General features: G+C 35.8%; 12 protein-coding genes. 3 read left to right on the forward strand and 9 right to left on the reverse strand.

Annotation, left to right across the window (positions count from 1 at the left end; genetic code table 11):
• Window positions 1-120: 120 nt before the first annotated feature.
• The 3 genes from DF947_RS17120 to carA form a co-directional block, all read right to left on the reverse strand.
• Entirely contained in the window at window positions 121-1,272 is a 1,152-nt protein-coding gene (locus tag DF947_RS17120; RefSeq protein WP_109931268.1) for an ABC transporter permease, read from the reverse strand.
• Between the two features lie 96 nt (window positions 1,273-1,368).
• Entirely contained in the window at window positions 1,369-2,133 is a 765-nt protein-coding gene (locus DF947_RS17125) for an ABC transporter ATP-binding protein (RefSeq protein ID WP_109931269.1), read from the reverse strand.
• 196 nt (window positions 2,134-2,329) lie between these two features.
• Window positions 2,330-3,442 (reverse strand): glutamine-hydrolyzing carbamoyl-phosphate synthase small subunit, encoded by a 1,113-nt coding sequence (gene carA / locus DF947_RS17130; protein ID WP_109931270.1) that lies wholly within the window; start codon window positions 3,440-3,442, stop codon window positions 2,330-2,332.
• 291 nt (window positions 3,443-3,733) lie between these two features.
• On the opposite strand from carA, the gene panB reads away from it, so the two are divergent.
• The 3 genes from panB (at window position 3,734) to DF947_RS17145 (ending at window position 5,894) form a co-directional block, all read left to right on the forward strand.
• Complete coding sequence (panB, locus tag DF947_RS17135) at window positions 3,734-4,549, forward strand: 3-methyl-2-oxobutanoate hydroxymethyltransferase (protein WP_109931271.1); 816 nt, start codon at window positions 3,734-3,736, stop codon at window positions 4,547-4,549.
• Between the two features lie 70 nt (window positions 4,550-4,619).
• Window positions 4,620-5,306, forward strand: coding sequence for an RluA family pseudouridine synthase (locus DF947_RS17140; RefSeq protein WP_109931364.1), 687 nt, complete (start codon window positions 4,620-4,622; stop codon window positions 5,304-5,306).
• Between the two features lie 162 nt (window positions 5,307-5,468).
• Complete coding sequence (locus tag DF947_RS17145; RefSeq protein WP_109931272.1) at window positions 5,469-5,894, forward strand: hypothetical protein; 426 nt, start codon at window positions 5,469-5,471, stop codon at window positions 5,892-5,894.
• A 50-nt stretch (window positions 5,895-5,944) separates the two neighbouring features.
• Here DF947_RS17145 and DF947_RS17150 read toward each other — a convergent pair whose 3' ends face one another.
• From DF947_RS17150 to DF947_RS17175, 6 genes are all read right to left on the reverse strand, one after another.
• Window positions 5,945-6,415: a hypothetical protein gene (locus DF947_RS17150; protein WP_109931273.1), complete on the reverse strand. Its 471-nt coding sequence runs from the start codon at window positions 6,413-6,415 to the stop codon at window positions 5,945-5,947.
• Between the two features lie 129 nt (window positions 6,416-6,544).
• Window positions 6,545-7,990: a glycoside hydrolase family 30 protein gene (locus tag DF947_RS17155; protein ID WP_109931365.1), complete on the reverse strand. Its 1,446-nt coding sequence runs from the start codon at window positions 7,988-7,990 to the stop codon at window positions 6,545-6,547.
• A gap of 376 nt (window positions 7,991-8,366) precedes the next feature.
• On the reverse strand, window positions 8,367-9,782 hold the full coding sequence (locus tag DF947_RS17160) for a RagB/SusD family nutrient uptake outer membrane protein (RefSeq protein WP_109931274.1): 1,416 nt from the start codon (window positions 9,780-9,782) through the stop codon (window positions 8,367-8,369).
• Window positions 9,783-9,793: 11 nt separating this feature from the next.
• The gene (locus DF947_RS17165; RefSeq protein WP_109931275.1) at window positions 9,794-12,706 is read right to left on the reverse strand and encodes a SusC/RagA family TonB-linked outer membrane protein; all 2,913 of its coding nucleotides are present in this window, start codon (window positions 12,704-12,706) and stop codon (window positions 9,794-9,796) included.
• Window positions 12,707-12,996: 290 nt separating this feature from the next.
• On the reverse strand, window positions 12,997-14,901 hold the full coding sequence (locus DF947_RS17170) for a 7TM diverse intracellular signaling domain-containing protein (protein WP_109931276.1): 1,905 nt from the start codon (window positions 14,899-14,901) through the stop codon (window positions 12,997-12,999).
• Window positions 14,902-14,964: 63 nt separating this feature from the next.
• Window positions 14,965-16,269: a sensor histidine kinase gene (locus DF947_RS17175; RefSeq protein WP_109931277.1), complete on the reverse strand. Its 1,305-nt coding sequence runs from the start codon at window positions 16,267-16,269 to the stop codon at window positions 14,965-14,967.

Consider the following 16,269-nt stretch of genomic DNA (forward strand, 5'->3'; position numbering starts at 1 on the left):
TTTGGTAAAAGTACTTCAATATCCAATTGCCAAAAGTTAAAAAAGGTTAACGAAAAAAAAATCGGATAGTCTTTAAAAATTTCTATCCGATATTAATTTTATATGTTGAGAAACTTTTTTTTATTCCCATTTAAAAACCTTAACAGCAACTGCATAAATGCCGATTCCCCAAAGTAAAAGAATCATGATCTGGAACTTAACATCCCATAATCCTAATCCTTCAAAAGCAACTTTACGCATCGCATCATTTAAGTAGGTAAGGGGCAAAGCTCTGCTAATGGGCTGTAACCAGGTTGGAAAAGCTTCGATTGAAAAGAAAGTACCTGATAGTAGGAATTGAGGTAAGGTAACAATGTTCGATATCGGAGGAACCATACTTTCGTTTTTTGCTATTCCTGATATAATGAATCCGAAACCCATAAAAACGATTACGCCAAGTGCTGCCAATAGGAGCATATTGACGACCGTGAGAGCTCCATGGACCAGCGTAAAGCTAAAAAAGAAATGACCAATTAATATTATAAACAATGCGCCCAACAATGCGAAGCCTATCCTCGCTATGCCTTCTCCAATTACAATACTCGATCGTTTAACAGGGGTTGCAAAAAAACGCTTAATAACCAAAGTTTGGCGCAAGCTCAAAAATACAAATGCAGTTCCAAATACTCCTGTACTTAGTAGGGAGAAACCCAGTTGACCTGGCAAAATGAAATCGATGGTTTTGTATTCACGACCATGAATTGTACTTTCTTTGATTTCTGCAACAGAGGGCTTTAAATTTTTATCATAAAATAGATTATTCAATACAGATTTTAGGATGTTTCCTTTATCCATTGAAGCTGAGGTGTAAACCACATTTACTGAATAGGCAACGGAATTCACTTTTCTGTGCACATCAATCATAGCATCGACGTTTCCTTTTTCAAGGAGTTTGTCATAATCAGCCTTTGATTTATTTTTAACCAAACGGATCATACCGGTTTTTTCGAGCATTCCAATCACAGGGTTTTTCATATCGGAACCTGGCGTAATACCAACATCAATATGTGTTCCGCCTCCGCCTAAAAACCCAAAAACCAATATAAATATTAATGGAAAGGCCAAGGTGAAAACCACTGCTGAGGGACTACGCATAATGGAACGGAAACTCGCTTTTGCAAGGGCTAATGTTGCTTTTGTATTGCTGTAACCCACTGCCCCTAAAGAAGATTTTGAATTTCTATCATTTAACCCCTCCGAACCTAAAGGGGAACTTGAATTTCTATCGTTCATATATGTATGATTTCTTATTTATCTTATTCAATTCTTTTTAGCAAGTGCTATTTCCATCTTGCCTGTAAAACTCTCCGCTAAGGGGGCTGGGGGGGGTTATTCTCTCCACTCTTTCCCTGTCAGATTGATGAAAACATCTTCCAGATTGGCTTTTTTAACTTCTTTTTTGCGTTCAAATCCACTATTTACCAATTGATCTATTAAATTATCTGGAGTATCTAAGGCAATGATCTGTCCGCGTTCTACAAAAGCTACACGATCGCAAAGTTGTTCGGCCTCGTCCATGTAATGTGTGGTAATCACAACTGTAGTTCCGGCATCTCTTATTTCGGTAATTAAATCCCAAAGGTTCCTTCTTGCTTGAGGGTCTAAGCCAGTAGTTGGCTCATCGAGAAAAATAATTTTAGGCTGATTGATTAAAGTTGTTGCGATGGAAAAGCGCTGTTTTTGTCCGCCAGAAAGCGCTTTGTATTTTGCTTTGGCTTTATCTTGAAGGTTTACTTTCTCGAGCATTTCCATAGGTTTAACATCTGCTCCGTATAATCCAGCAAAAAGCTCGAGCAATTCTACCAAGTTTAAATTTGGATAATAACCCGCTGCTTGCAATTGTACGCCAATAATTTGTTTGATATCCTGTGCTTGTTTATCAACAGAAAAGCCATCAACGATAATTTCACCCGATGTTTTTTCTCTAAGCGTCTCTATAATTTCTAGCGTAGTTGTTTTACCTGCGCCATTTGGCCCTAGCAAACCAAAAATTTCGTTTTCATAAACCTCGAAGCTTAAGCCTTGAACTGCAACAAAATCATCATATTTTTTTATCAGATTAGTTACGCTGATAATGGCCTTTTTTGTTTCCATATTGCGAATGTAAGGAGCTTTAAATGAATAGAAAATGAATTTAAACAGATGTTGATGAAAATGTCGGTAAAATGATGTTTTTGGTAGGTAAGACACCCATAAGAAAAAAATCTGCGAATCATAGGCTTTGATGCAGCCACAGATTCGCAGATTTAACAGTTGCTTTAGTCTTTAAGCTTTTCCCTTTAAACTTAATTTACCAAACTAGCTCACCCTTCATTACGTTAACGAAATCGTCAAATAAGTAACGAGAATCATGAGGACCTGGAGAAGATTCTGGGTGATATTGTACCGAAAATGCTTTTTTGCCTTTAACACGAATCCCTTCTATTGATTTATCATTTAAGTTAACGTGCGTAATCTCTACTTTGTCAGAGTTTCTAACCTCATCTGGAATCACACCGAAACCATGATTTTGAGAAGTAACTTCACAATGGTTTTTAATGATATTTTTTACTGGGTGGTTTAATCCGCGGTGACCGTTGAACATTTTCATTGTACCGATATCATTCGCTTCTGCCAATAATTGGTGGCCTAAACAAATCCCGAATAAAGGTTTGTCTTCAGCTAAAATTTCTTTTATGGTTTCAACAGCGTATGGCATTACCGAAGGATCGCCAGGCCCGTTTGAAATAAAGTACCCATCAGGACTGAATTTTTCCATTTCAGCAAATTTTGTTTTTGCCGGAAAAACCTGAACGTAAATATCACGATTTTCGAAACTGCGAAGAATGTTTTTCTTAATCCCTAAATCTAATGCGGCAACCTTTAAGCTTGCCTCTGGATTTCCATAAAAATAAGGTTCGGTTGTACTTACTTTAGATGATAGCTCTAAACCTTCCATAGAAGGAACTTCAGCTAGTTTTTGTTTCAGTTCATCCAAATCTGTAATTTCTGATGAAATTATGGCATTCATAGCGCCCTTGTCTCTAATATGACGAACTAAAGCTCTTGTGTCAATGTCAGAAATGGCAACCAAATTATCGTTTTGAAAATAATCCTGAATGGATTCTGTAGCTTGTTTACGACTATATACGATGTTGTAATTTTTACAAACCAAACCAGCAATTTTTATTGAATCAGATTCGATTTCATCTTTCTGGATTCCATAATTCCCGATATGCGAATTGGTGGTAACCATAATTTGTCCGAAATAACTTGGATCGGTAAAAATTTCCTGGTAACCTGTCATCCCGGTATTAAAACAAATTTCGCCAGTAGTGGTTCCAATTTTTCCGGCAGCTTTGCCGTAAAAAACTGTGCCATCGGCCAGTAATAAAATCGCAGGTAACTTGGTGTAGTTAGTCATGGTAATTACAATATGGATTTTGATTTAAAAAAGAGTAGAAAAAAGAGATCTTCTCAGCACTTAAGCTGTTTTTGCGGGGTGCAAAAAAAGATGAATATATCCCTTCCATTTCGGGGTACAAAGATAGGCTTTAAGAATGGGAATATAAAGAATATTTTAAATAAGTTTGGTTTAAAAGCGTAGGGTTTAATGCCAGGGTTTTGGAGCTTTAACCTTAAACCCTGCACCTTTTGCCTTTTACCTCTAATTTAAATAAAAAACTCCTACTTTTGACAGTACAAAACAAAAAGCATGTCAGTACATAAAGAAATCAAAAGAATCACTACGCACATTTTGCAAGAAATGAAACAGCGTGGCGAAAAAATATCTATGCTTACCGCTTACGATTATTCTATGGCCACTATCTTGGATGATGCTGGTTTGGATGTTTTGCTTGTGGGCGATTCTGCTTCTAATGTTATGGCTGGACATGAAACGACTTTGCCCATTACTTTAGATCAAATGATCTATCACGCTGCTTCTGTAATCAGGGCTGTTAAACGTGCTTTTGTAGTGGTCGATTTGCCTTTTGGTTCTTATCAGGGAAACTCTAAAGAAGCCTTGAATTCGGCCATTAGAATTATGAAAGAATCTGGTGCGCATGGTGTTAAACTCGAAGGTGGTGAAGAAATTATTGAGTCTGTTCAGCGCATAATTACGGCGGGAATTCCAGTAATGGGCCATTTGGGGCTTACGCCTCAGTCTATTTATAAGTTTGGTACATACACGGTGCGGGCGAAAGAAGAAGAAGAGGCAAATAAATTAAAAACAGATGCATTAGCCTTACAAAGTGCGGGTTGTTTTGCTGTTGTTTTAGAGAAAATTCCTGCTTCTCTGGGTAGGGAAGTATCTCAAAGCATTCAGATACCAACAATCGGAATTGGTGCAGGGCCAGATTGCGACGGCCAGGTTTTGGTCGTAAATGACATGATCGGTTTAACTAAAGGATTTAAACCTCGTTTTTTACGCCAGTATATCAACTTATATGATGAAATTCTGGGGGCTGCACAGTCTTATATTCGAGATGTTAAAGCAAACGATTTCCCGAACGATAAAGAACAATATTAGTTACCTATTATAGGTTATGGGTACAGGTTTAAAAAGCATAACTCATAACGCACAGCTCATAACCCATTCCATGCCAATAACGGATAAGGACATACTTTTTGAAGACAATCATTTAATCGCAATTAATAAAAGAGCTGGTGATATTGTCCAGGTTGATGAAACGGGCGATGAACCCTTAGATGAACAAGTAAAAAAATATATTGCTAAAAAATATAATAAACCTAATGGAGCTTTTTTAGGTGTTGTTCATCGTTTGGACCGGCCTGTAAGCGGGGTAATTCTTTTTGCCAAAACAAGCAAAGCGTTGGAACGGATGAATGCTGTTTTTAAAAATCGTGAAGTAAAAAAAACATATTGGGCGGTTGTTAAAAATAAACCAGCAGTAGAATCTGGAACCCTAATACACTGGTTGGTTAAAAATCCACAGAAAAACGTAGTAACGTATTATAATACCGAAGTTCAGGGATCGCAAAGGGCCGAACTTTCGTATAGATTAATTGCGCAAGTAGGAGATTATTATTTAATCGAAGTTGATCCACTTACGGGGCGTTCTCATCAAATTAGGGTTCAGCTTTCCTCAATGGGCTGTCCAATTGTTGGAGATAATAAATATGGTTACCCAAGGGGAAGTAGAAAGGGAAGTATTTGCTTACATGCCCGTAGGTTAAGGTTTGAGCATCCTGTAAAAAAGGAACCTGTTAATATTTTTGCAAAATTACCCATTGATGGTTTTTGGGAGCGTTTCGAAAATCTATAATCTAATTGCTCAATTTGGGTTATTTCTTTCCCAAAAAGTAGAATATATTACCCAATCAATTTCCCCATTATCGTTTTAATATGGCTTTAAATACGCTTTAAGATTGAATTTTTTTTTGGCATTATATTTAAATATGGTTAAGCAAAAAATAACCAAACAATAATGAAAAAAACAATTTTATCTGTTGCTGCAATAGGTTTATTCGCTGCAACTTTGGTATCATGCGATAGCACTAAAAAGGCACAAGGTTCTACTGATTCAACGAAGGTTGAGGCTACAGATTCTACTAAAAAAGATTCAACAAAAGTTGAAGAAAATACAACTAAATCTGATGCGCCGACTTTCTCAAGTGATGAGGTAAACAAAGGTTTAGCCGAATATGCTAAATTAAAAGACGAGTACATCGCAGCTTTAAAAAGCAAAAACGCTACTGAGATTCAGGCTTTAGGAACAAAATATTCAACTTGGGCTCAAAATTCTGCAACTTGGGCGAGCAAATTGAAACCAGAAGAAGTTCAGAAATATTCAGACTACATGACTAAATTAAGTCAAGAATGGGCTGCTGCTGCAACTGAAGCTGTAAAGTAATTAATAATTTCTATAATTGTAAGGGTTGTGCTTTTGAGCACAACCCTTTTTTATTTACAGTCGACAGGGTTAAATTCTATGGAATTTTCAAATTTAAGCTGATTGATGTTTTTAAATTTCATTTTTCCATCAACCTCTTCCGATTCTCCGAATCCTTCAATAAGTTTTCCATCTTTTCTTAACCAAACCACTTGCCTAACCGATGCCTTCCCTTCTGATTGAAAAGTATAATTGGCAATTATGGTATCACCTTTTACAATTCCATCAACTGTTCCATTATTTTTATCTTTTTCGTAAAGATTATAGGCTAAATCTCCTGAAACTGTGCTGTTATTATTCATCAATTTTAGTGTTGCCGTATCCTTATTTTTAACATATTCAAAGCACTGCTCAGAATTTTTAGATGTATCTACAGCAGTTGTAATTGTAGAATCGGTACTTGTAATTGTTTTGGTGGTATTGCTTTGGCAAGATGCCAATAGGGCCGAAGCCACCGCTAAAACTGGGATGATATTTTTCATAGATTATAGAATTGATTTACCTGTTTGAAGCAAAGCCCTTGCCAAAATTGCCTCTGAAATATTTTGGGAACATTTTAAAACTAGAAAGCCCCGCATATGCGAGGCCGACTAAACAATTAAATTATAATTTTACCAAACATACGTTGCAACAGCCCCTTTTTCTAAAGTACTGGTAACAATTTTGCCATTGTATTTTATGTTAAAAACTGTAGCATCGTTATTGTTATTGCAAACAACCAACACATTTTTGCCATCTGGAGTTTTGAATGCTACGTTTTGTAAATTGCCAATTATATTTGAAGCAATGCGAACTGAGCCTGGTTTTACAAACTTCGATGCATGAGCGATTACATAATAGGCCACGTTTCTACTCACAGCCGGAGCAATAGTTATTGCACCCAAACAAGTAGTACAACCACCTTTGTCTGTATGCGGGTTGTAATTCGGATCTGCCGCTAAATTCCATTCTAAAACATTACGACTCCAGTTACGGGTTGCCCCCACAATTAAAGTTGAAACATGCCATTTTAAGTCTTCTGAAAAATTGCCTGGTCCACCAACCCATTGCTCGGTGAAATAAACATTTTTATCAGGATGCGCATTATGCACCTGTGTTAAAGCAGAAATACTACCTGCATATAAGTGAAAAGCAGAACCATCAACATATTTCTTGGCTTCTGTGTCGTTCAATATGGTAATCGGATATTCTGGCTTGTCGGCATTATGATCATAAACAATAATTTTAGTTGTAATGCCAGCTGATTGGAAAATAGGCCCTAAAGCTGTTTTAATGAAATTTGCCTGATCTAATGCTTCCATGTACATACTTGGGTTGTTCCCAGGATGCAAAGGCTCATTTTGAGGCGTAATGGCATCTATAATAATTCCTTCGGCTTTCATTGCCTGAATATACTTAACAAGATACTTTGCATAAGTCTGGTAATATTCTGGTTTTAAACTCCCGCCAATAAAGCTTTTATTTGTTTTCATCCAAGTTGGAGCGCTCCAGGGCGAACCCAGAATTTTTATTGATGGATTAACAGCCACAATTTTTTTCAATACAGGAATTAAATCTGCCTGTTCTTTAGCTAGAGAAAATCTTGCAAGTGCTTCATCTGTTTCGCCATCAGGCAAATCATTATAGGTAAACGGTGTTGCACTTAAATCAGATGCACCAATGCTAATTCTTAAATAACTAACACCTATTGCATCATCAGAAGCTCCAAATAGTTCGTTAATTAATTTATCCTTATCTGCGGTTGGAAGTGCGTTGATTAAACTTGCACTTCCGCCTGTCAAGGTATAACCGAATCCATCTATTGTTTGAAAAGTAGTTGTTGGGTCAACTTCAATTATAGGATTGCTATTCGTGGTAGCTGAAAAATTAAGGGCAATATTTTGTTTTTTCAATAATGTGGATTGATCGCCTTTTGTGAGCCAAAAACCTACTTCGGTTTTTACAGGTTCCGTAGAAACCGGAAGTTGATCGGCTGTGGTACTTTTTGGGCTTTTACTGCACGCACAAGCAATAATTAGGATGCTTAAGGCTGTGCCCAAATTGTAAATTGGTTTCATAATTATAGTTTTGGTTAGAGATTTTATGGTTATATTCCTCATAGATTTTTAAAGAAAATAATGCGATAATGAATAATTGAAATAAAGCTTGTTCCAGTTTTTTGGAACAAGCAGTATTCTTTGCCGGAAGGCAAATGGTTTAATTTGTGTAATTAAATTTATTTTCTGAGCATCGATTTAATATGTCGATTTACAGTTGTTGTCACATCAAGAATTTAATAACAATACCTTCGGGATTTAAAGGTAAGCTTTTGATCTCTTGAGTTTTTTTAGCATTTCGAAGTCAGTAAACAAAAAATGCTTGCTGATTTAAAATTAAAAGGGGTATTATAATCCAAAGGCGACTATTGTCGCCCATGGATTATTTAAGGAAAAATTAGTGTACGTTAGGATTTTTGTCCAACTCATCCTGTGGAATTGGGAAAAGTAATTTCGCTGCTGTTACATTGTAATTTAGGTTTGCACCCGCACCGTCTGTTTGTGCGTTCATTACTGTAATCGCTCTGTTCGTTCTAACTAAATCGAACCAACGGTGACCTTCAAAAGCAAGTTCTAAACGGCGCTCTTTTTCAATTGCCAAACGCATGCTTGCTTGATCGTTTGCCGTTGTAACCCCTAAGTTTACCCGGCCACGAATTGTGTTTACAATTGTTGCTGCAGAAGACCATCCACCTGCACTTAATTCATTTAGAGCTTCGGCTTTTAAAAGCATAATATCGGCTAATCTCAAAATGTAATTATCTGATTTATCATCAGCACGGAATTTGTTTATGTATGGGTAATTGGCTTTAGACCAATAAGAATCGCTCCAACCCTCTGATACTACATTGTTAAATTTGATGCTAGATGCTTTACGAACAACATCACCTTCAGTATCAAACGCTTTTGATAAATCATTAGTTGGTGTATTAAATCTTTTCCAGCCTGTTCCAACCAAAACACTTGGCATCCAGTTACCATGTTTACCTCCATAGCCATCATATTGCATTTCCCAAATGGCTTCGGTATTGTTCTTATGGTTAGAATCCCAAAGGAAATCATAATTAGATACCAATGAATAACCGCCATTAATTACTGCATCACAATATGTGATTACTTTTGCCCAATCTGGTGTACTTTTAGTTGCGTAAACTTTGGCCAATAATGCATTTGCAACACCCTTTGTCATAATGCCTTTGTTGGCTGCGGTAGTTTGAGCATTCGCTGCACCGTATTCTAAGTCTGTGATAATCTGAGCATAAATTGCATCAACGCTTGCTTTTGCCGGATAAAAATCTACATCTGCTGAAGGAATTTTAGTTACCAGAGGAACCGAACCCCATAGTCTTACTAAGTTAAAATACATGTATGCTCTTAGAATACTAGCTTCAGCTAAAATCTGTTTTCTTCTATTGTTCGCATCAAGTTTTGCATCCTGGATATTTGGAACATTGGTGAGAATTAGGTTACAGTTTTTAATATCGCTATACAATGCATTCCAATCTCTCAAAACGTTTCCATTTGTAGAGTTAACCGTAAATAAATCGATTTGAATATTAGCAGGATTATCGCCACCGGCATAAGCATTATCTGCTTTTACATCACCATTTGTTTGATAATCCCAAATGTGGTAATCATTATACATGCCATCATACGCACCCTGAATTAGTTTTTCTGCAGCTGCAGCATCCGCAAATGCTACATCCGGGCCAACCTGAGTAATAGGTGTTTGATCTAAGAAATCTTTTTTGCAGCTGCTCAACGCCATAGAAATGGTGCTTACTGCGATTAATGAATATATTTTTAGTTTCATCGTTTTTTTAATTAAAAGCCTACGTTAACACCAAATAAAAATGTTCTTGACTGAGGATAAGTACCGTAATCGATACCCATTGCTGGTCCGTTAGCTGAGTTTACGTTAACCTCTGGATCAAAGCCCGTATATTTTGTAAAAGTTAACAAGTTATAACCTGTAGCATAAATCATAAACTTGCTCATTTTTAATTTACCTAAACTCATAGAGCCAAAGTTATAGGAAAGAGTAGCTGTTTTTAAGCGCAGGTAAGAACCATCTTCAACAAAACGGCTAGAAGTATAGGTATTGCTCGTATTGTCTTTTATTGCTTTTGGAATGCTGGTAATTTGTCCGGGCGTTGTCCATCTGTCTAACACTACTGCTGATTGATTTTTTGAATCATTCATCCCTTCCAGTTCCATTCTAGATGCGTTGAACATATCATTGCCCTGAACACCCTGGAATAAGAAATTTAAACCAAAGTTTCCATATGTAAATGTATTGTTAACACCATAAGTAAAGCTTGGCTGTGCAGACCCGATAAATGTTCTATCATCTGCAGTAATTGAACCATCGCCATTTAAATCTTGGTAAACGATATTACCCGTTTGAGGATCAACACCATTTGATACATAGCCATAGAAACTTCCCAATGGGCGACCGGTTACTACTCTTATTGCAGCATCACGTTCATAAATATCGCCAAAATTGATAGAAGAAACACGATCGCCAAGGCTTGTAACTTTATTTCTGTTTAAAGAGAAGTTGATATCGGTGTTCCAGGTAAATTTATCGCGAATAAAGTTTTTGGTCGATAAAACAAACTCAATACCTTTATTTTCCATTGCACCAACATTTCTGGTGATGCTACCAAAACCGGTTGAGTTTGGAATAGGTTGTTGAATCAATAATCCGTCAGTTTTTTTCAAATAAGCATCTGCTGTGAAAACAATGCGGCTATTGAACATTGATAAATCTAAACCGATATTGTTTTGAGTAGTTTCCTCCCAGCTTAAGGTAGGATTAGCCAATTGCGAGAAATTATAGGATCCCTGAGTGGTTGGTGTATACAATTCTAAGTATGAATAATCTCCAATACCCTCATCGTTACCAACTTTACCCCAACTTACTCTTAATTTTAAATCGTTAATAGCTTTAACATCCTTTAAGAAATTCTCTCCAGAAATTCTCCATCCAATTGATGCAGATGGGAAATAACCATAACGGTTTTCTGGTGCGAAACGAGAAGAACCATCTGCCCTGAAGTTAGAACTGAATAAATATTTACCATCATATGCATAGGTTATACGAGCCAGATAAGAACGTTTAGACCATTCTGCCGCCGTTGGCAATTGAACAGGAATTGATGTCCCTCTATCTAAAAGCTGACCACTTGTGCCAATGAAGTTTTGTTCATTGTAGCCTAAGTAATAGTATTTGGATTCTTGTAATGTCATACCGCCTGTAGCTGTGAAAGCATTTTTACCTACGTTTTTTGTGTAGTTTAAGATGTTCTCATTCAACCAAACATGATCGGTACTGAAGTTTGCATTTCTAACACCTTTCTGTGCCCTACCATAATCTGTAGAATACGGATCGATAAAGTAAGAATAACGACTATCGCTATTATTTGTGCTGATACTCGATTTAAAAGAGAATGCAGGCGTAAATTTTACCTCAGCTGCAAAGGCACCTAAGAAACGGAAGTTTCTATTGCTATTTTTAGCTGCCATTGCATTGGCTACTGGATTTTCTGAACCACCTTTATAAGGATTAAAGGCATAAGTTCCGTCTGCAGCATAAATTCCGATAGTTGGTGGTGTAGTTAAAGCAGAAAGAATTGTTCCGCCTCTAGCTACGTTGGCATTATCGCTAACATCCACAGAGTTTTTCTGTGTTAAAGCCGCACTTCCTGTTAATTTTAACCATTTTGTAATGTTTTGCGATCCATTAAAATGTGCCGTGTATTTATCTAATTTAGCGGGATCAACCACACCTTTATCTTGTTGATAGCCAGTTGAGAATGAATAAACGCCACCTTTAATACCACCAGAAATAGATGCTTGATAACTGTTTTGAGTTCCGGTGCCAAATGTTAGGTCTTGCCAATCGGTATTTTGGTTACCCAAACCATTGGTGTCATAACCTAATTCCTTCATTAAGGCAACATATTGATCTCTGTTTAAAACATCTTGTTTTTGCCATAAGTTAGAAAAGCCCGTAAATGCATTAAAAGCAACTCTCAATTTATCAGAGCTTCCTTTTTTGGTAGTGATTAAGATTACACCATTTGCACCGCTTGACCCGTAGATCGCTGCAGCAGAAGCATCTTTTAAAATAACCAAACTCTCTATATCGGTAGGGTTTAAGAAACTTGCATCTCTTGAGGTTACGCCATCAATTACATACAATGGACTGTTAGATGCATTGATTGAAGTATTACCGCGGATGGTAATTGAAACTCCTGAGCCTGGTTTGCCAGATTGAGAGCTGATTTGAACGCCAGCGGCTTTACCTTGTACCGCTTGCAAAGGATTAGTTACGGGTTGATTTTCTAAATCCTTTGAAGAAATAGAAACCACCGCAGTAGTTAAATCTTTTTTGGTTGTTGTTCCGTAACCAATAACTACAACTTCATTTAGTTGCTGATTGTCATCAGATAATGTTACGTTAACAGTTGTGCGATTATTCACAGCCTCTTCAACGGCTTTAAAACCGATGAATGAAAATTCCAATGTCGCGTTTTGTGGTGCGCTAATGGTGTATGTACCATTATCTGCAGTAGAAGCTCCTTGGCTAGATCCTTTTACTTTTACAGAAACACCAGGTAAGGGTAGACCTTTTTGATCTTTTACTTGGCCCTTTACAGTTATATTCTGCGCCCAACTCAAAGAGATTCCGCATAGAATACACACCATAAGCAATGTAAACTTTTTTCTCATAATTTTTGCTCTAATTAATATTAATGAGGTAAAGTTAACACTGAATTAACCTAATAAACAAGTTTTTCGATTAAATATTTTAGCGTAACTTATTGATAATTAGGATTTTGTATTGAAATTAATACGCTTTAATACCGTAAGTTTTTTAGGTCTTTTAAGCTTGATTATCAGCGTTTAAGCCATATAATCATGTAGAGATACAATTCGGTTTTGATACGCTTAAATACCTATTGATTTTATTGAAAAAAAACTGTTATATATTGCATTTGTGACGCAGAAATGAAAGAATTCTACTCTATAACCAGCTGGCTCCAGCCATTTTTTGCAGATTTTTTTAGGGTTTTCTTCCGATCATCCATCACCTTCTTAATGCGGGCACCAAATGTCCAACAGGTACTTTGCCTAATCGATAAAAGTTCTGATAATTTATGCGATGAGATTTTTCCCTTTGAAGAATAAATCAGGAAAATCATATAAAATGCTTTGTTAATCGGAATCCGTGTATTGTGAAATATGGTATAGGTAGTAACCGATTCTTCATAACCACATTTGCTGCATCTGCGGCTATGTAATATGTGGCCATTAAAATAATGATCGTTACTACACTTTTTACAGTGATAGCCATTTGCCCATTTCAGCTCTGCTAAAAATTCGTAGCAACTTTCTTTATCAGGATATATCTTACTAAATTCTTCAAAATCAACTTCGGTATTCATTACCCGATCTCGAGTAACTTTTTCTACATTGGTTTGAAGTTCGATATTATCATGTTCTAATAAAACATTCATTCTCGAAATTTCTTCAGCCTGTTGTTGCAAGCGTAAATTTGCTTCTTCTAAGGCCTGGTTTTTACTTTCGATAATTAATGATTTGTGATAAACTTCTCGGGTTCGCTCCTCAACCTTACTTTCTAATTCTAGGTTTAATGTATCTTTAAGCTTAGCATTTACAGCCATTTGTCTGATGATTTTCTGCTGAGCTTTATCTTTCTTCATTTTCAGAATCCGAACCTTATCACCAATAGCAAAGGATAGGAAGACCATTTCTAATACAAAACAAAAACTAAGGCTATAATAACTAACCGCACCAAAGTTTAACCAGCTAATTCCAAGCATAATCAAAAACTTGAGCGTAAAGCCGGCAAATAGGAAGCTATAGCCTAAAACGAAGAAACGAGCTGGTTGGTAACCATTTTTGTAAATGTAAATTCCTGTAAAGAAGGCAACAGCTAGAGGGATAGCCTCTATAAATTTATAACTGAATAAGGTTTGATCAAATAGATAACAGTAAACAAAAAATGCCAATCTAAAGGCAATTACTCCAATAATTAATTTATTTAATTTGGGGGCTTTTGCTTTTACAAAAAGTAGCTCTCGGGTAAAAAGAAGTGCAAAAATACTGGTTGCACAAAGTGCAAATGCATAGGCAACCTGATTCCAAGCCGGTGCATTAGGCCATAAATATTGATAAGCAATACCATCTGTGCTCATCTCAAAAAAACCAACGCTTAAATTATACAGCACATAATATAAATATTGCTTTTGCCTAATAGCGATAAACATAATCAGATTATAAAAACTGAAAACGAGAATCATTCCATAAAATATTCCAAAATAGAAGTACTCATCTAAAGCGTAAGAGATAAACCATTCTGCAGTTCTGAGCACAATGATTACATCGGAAATTTGCGAGGATTTTATTTTAAAATAATAGGTCTGCGTTTCATTTCCCTTATTTTCAATTGGAATTTCGAAATTTTTATGGTGAATTAACCTTTTATTAAATGCTCTTGCATCACCAAGTTCCTCTACTTTAAAGCTACGGTCGCTTTGAGGGATGTACGCTGTGATATGATCGATTGTTTGATCAAAAAATTCCAGTATGAATGGTTTTTTTGCCAAATCATTTTTCTTGATCTTAATCCGAAACCAATATGTTTTGTTTAGTTCTTTGGTTTGTGGCGTACTCGTAATACTTGCCTTGAATTTTTTTTCAAAATTTTCGCCTTTAACCTCATTGAAAGAAAGAGTTCCGCTTGCATCTTCTATAACTTCAATTTGCTTAAAGGTAAAAATGTGTTGGGCAACTGAATCTTGAATTTCTACAGGTTGCTGTGCCTTTAAGCCAAAAGCAGTAAAGCTTATGATTGCAACTGTAAAAAGAAATTTGTTTTTAATATAAGATGGAATCAACATCGACAGCAAAGGTACAAAATTGTATGTATCTGCTATCTATAACGTAATCAGCTGAATTTCATTTTAAAAGACAAGAGAGATACTTGTGCCTTTTTGTTCTTCGGATTTTATCTCCACATCAATTTTATGAAATTTGGCAATACTCTGTACAATGGCCAAGCCTAAACCAAATCCATTTTCTTCTGTATTGCCTCGCTTGAAGCGATCGAAAGCATTTTCTACCAACGCTGCACTCATGCCTGATCCTGTATCGCTGATGGTTAAAACATATTGATGATGATCTTTTTTGCCAAGGATATTTAAGGCTCCTCCATCAATATTGTATTTTATAGCGTTGTTAATGATATTGATTAATAAGGTATGAATCAGTGCTTTATTTCCGGTAAAATTAAATTCATCTTCTAAATATAATGAATAAGAAATATTTTTATCCACGATTCTATCCTCCAGATCCTCGTAAATATCAACGAGTTCTTGCTTGAGATTGATTTCTTCTGTTTTTAAATATTGGTTATTTTCTACTTTTGAAATCAGCAAAAGGCTATTTATAATTACTTTTAAGCGATTCAGGGTTTTTAAGGAGGCATAAATTTTGTTCTCATGCTCTAAAGGAATACCCGATGTATTTAGCATGTTTTCGAAACGCGTGCTCAGAATGGAAATGGGCGTAAGTAATTCATGAGAAACGTTTGCGATAAACTGCTTTTCTAATGCAAAAAGCGTATTTATCTTACGCATTAATGAGTTGATACTATTATCCAGAATTTTAAAATCATCAGTATTTGTTGGAATGTTTTCGTAATTATAATGCGAAGGATCATCAACTCGATTGATTTTCTTATCAATAATTAAATAGAATGGTTTAAGAAGAAAATTGGAAAAAGTATAATCCGTTATTAATGTAATTAACAAGGCTGCAAAAAGAACAACAAGCATGTAAAATCTAATTACATTTTTAATGGAATCTAAGGCGGTCATGGTTTCGCCTATTTCTAAATTATACCAATTGGTGTGATATAAAAATTTGTAGTTTAAAATCCGGTAAACCTCAACATCACCTTCAATTTCTCTTTTTTCTGTAAATACCCTAGAAAGTGAATCCTTTTGATTATCTGGAATATCCGTTAATACGATAAATTCTTCCTTTAAAATATTGTAATCGGTAAAAGATTGTTGGTTGTTTAATAGACTATCAATTTCATCATCATTAAGGTGTTCTATGATTTTGTTTTTCTTTTTTATTAATCTATTATCCAGCTGGTTATAGGCAAGTCTATCTAAAGAAAATAAAATTATAGCCCCCAATACCAAGATAATGGCAATTTTGGTGATGGCATTGTACAAAGAAAACTTAACCTGTAATTTCAT

The organism is Pedobacter paludis (genome assembly GCF_003173575.1).
Classification (GTDB): Bacteria; Bacteroidota; Bacteroidia; order Sphingobacteriales; family Sphingobacteriaceae; genus Pedobacter; species Pedobacter paludis.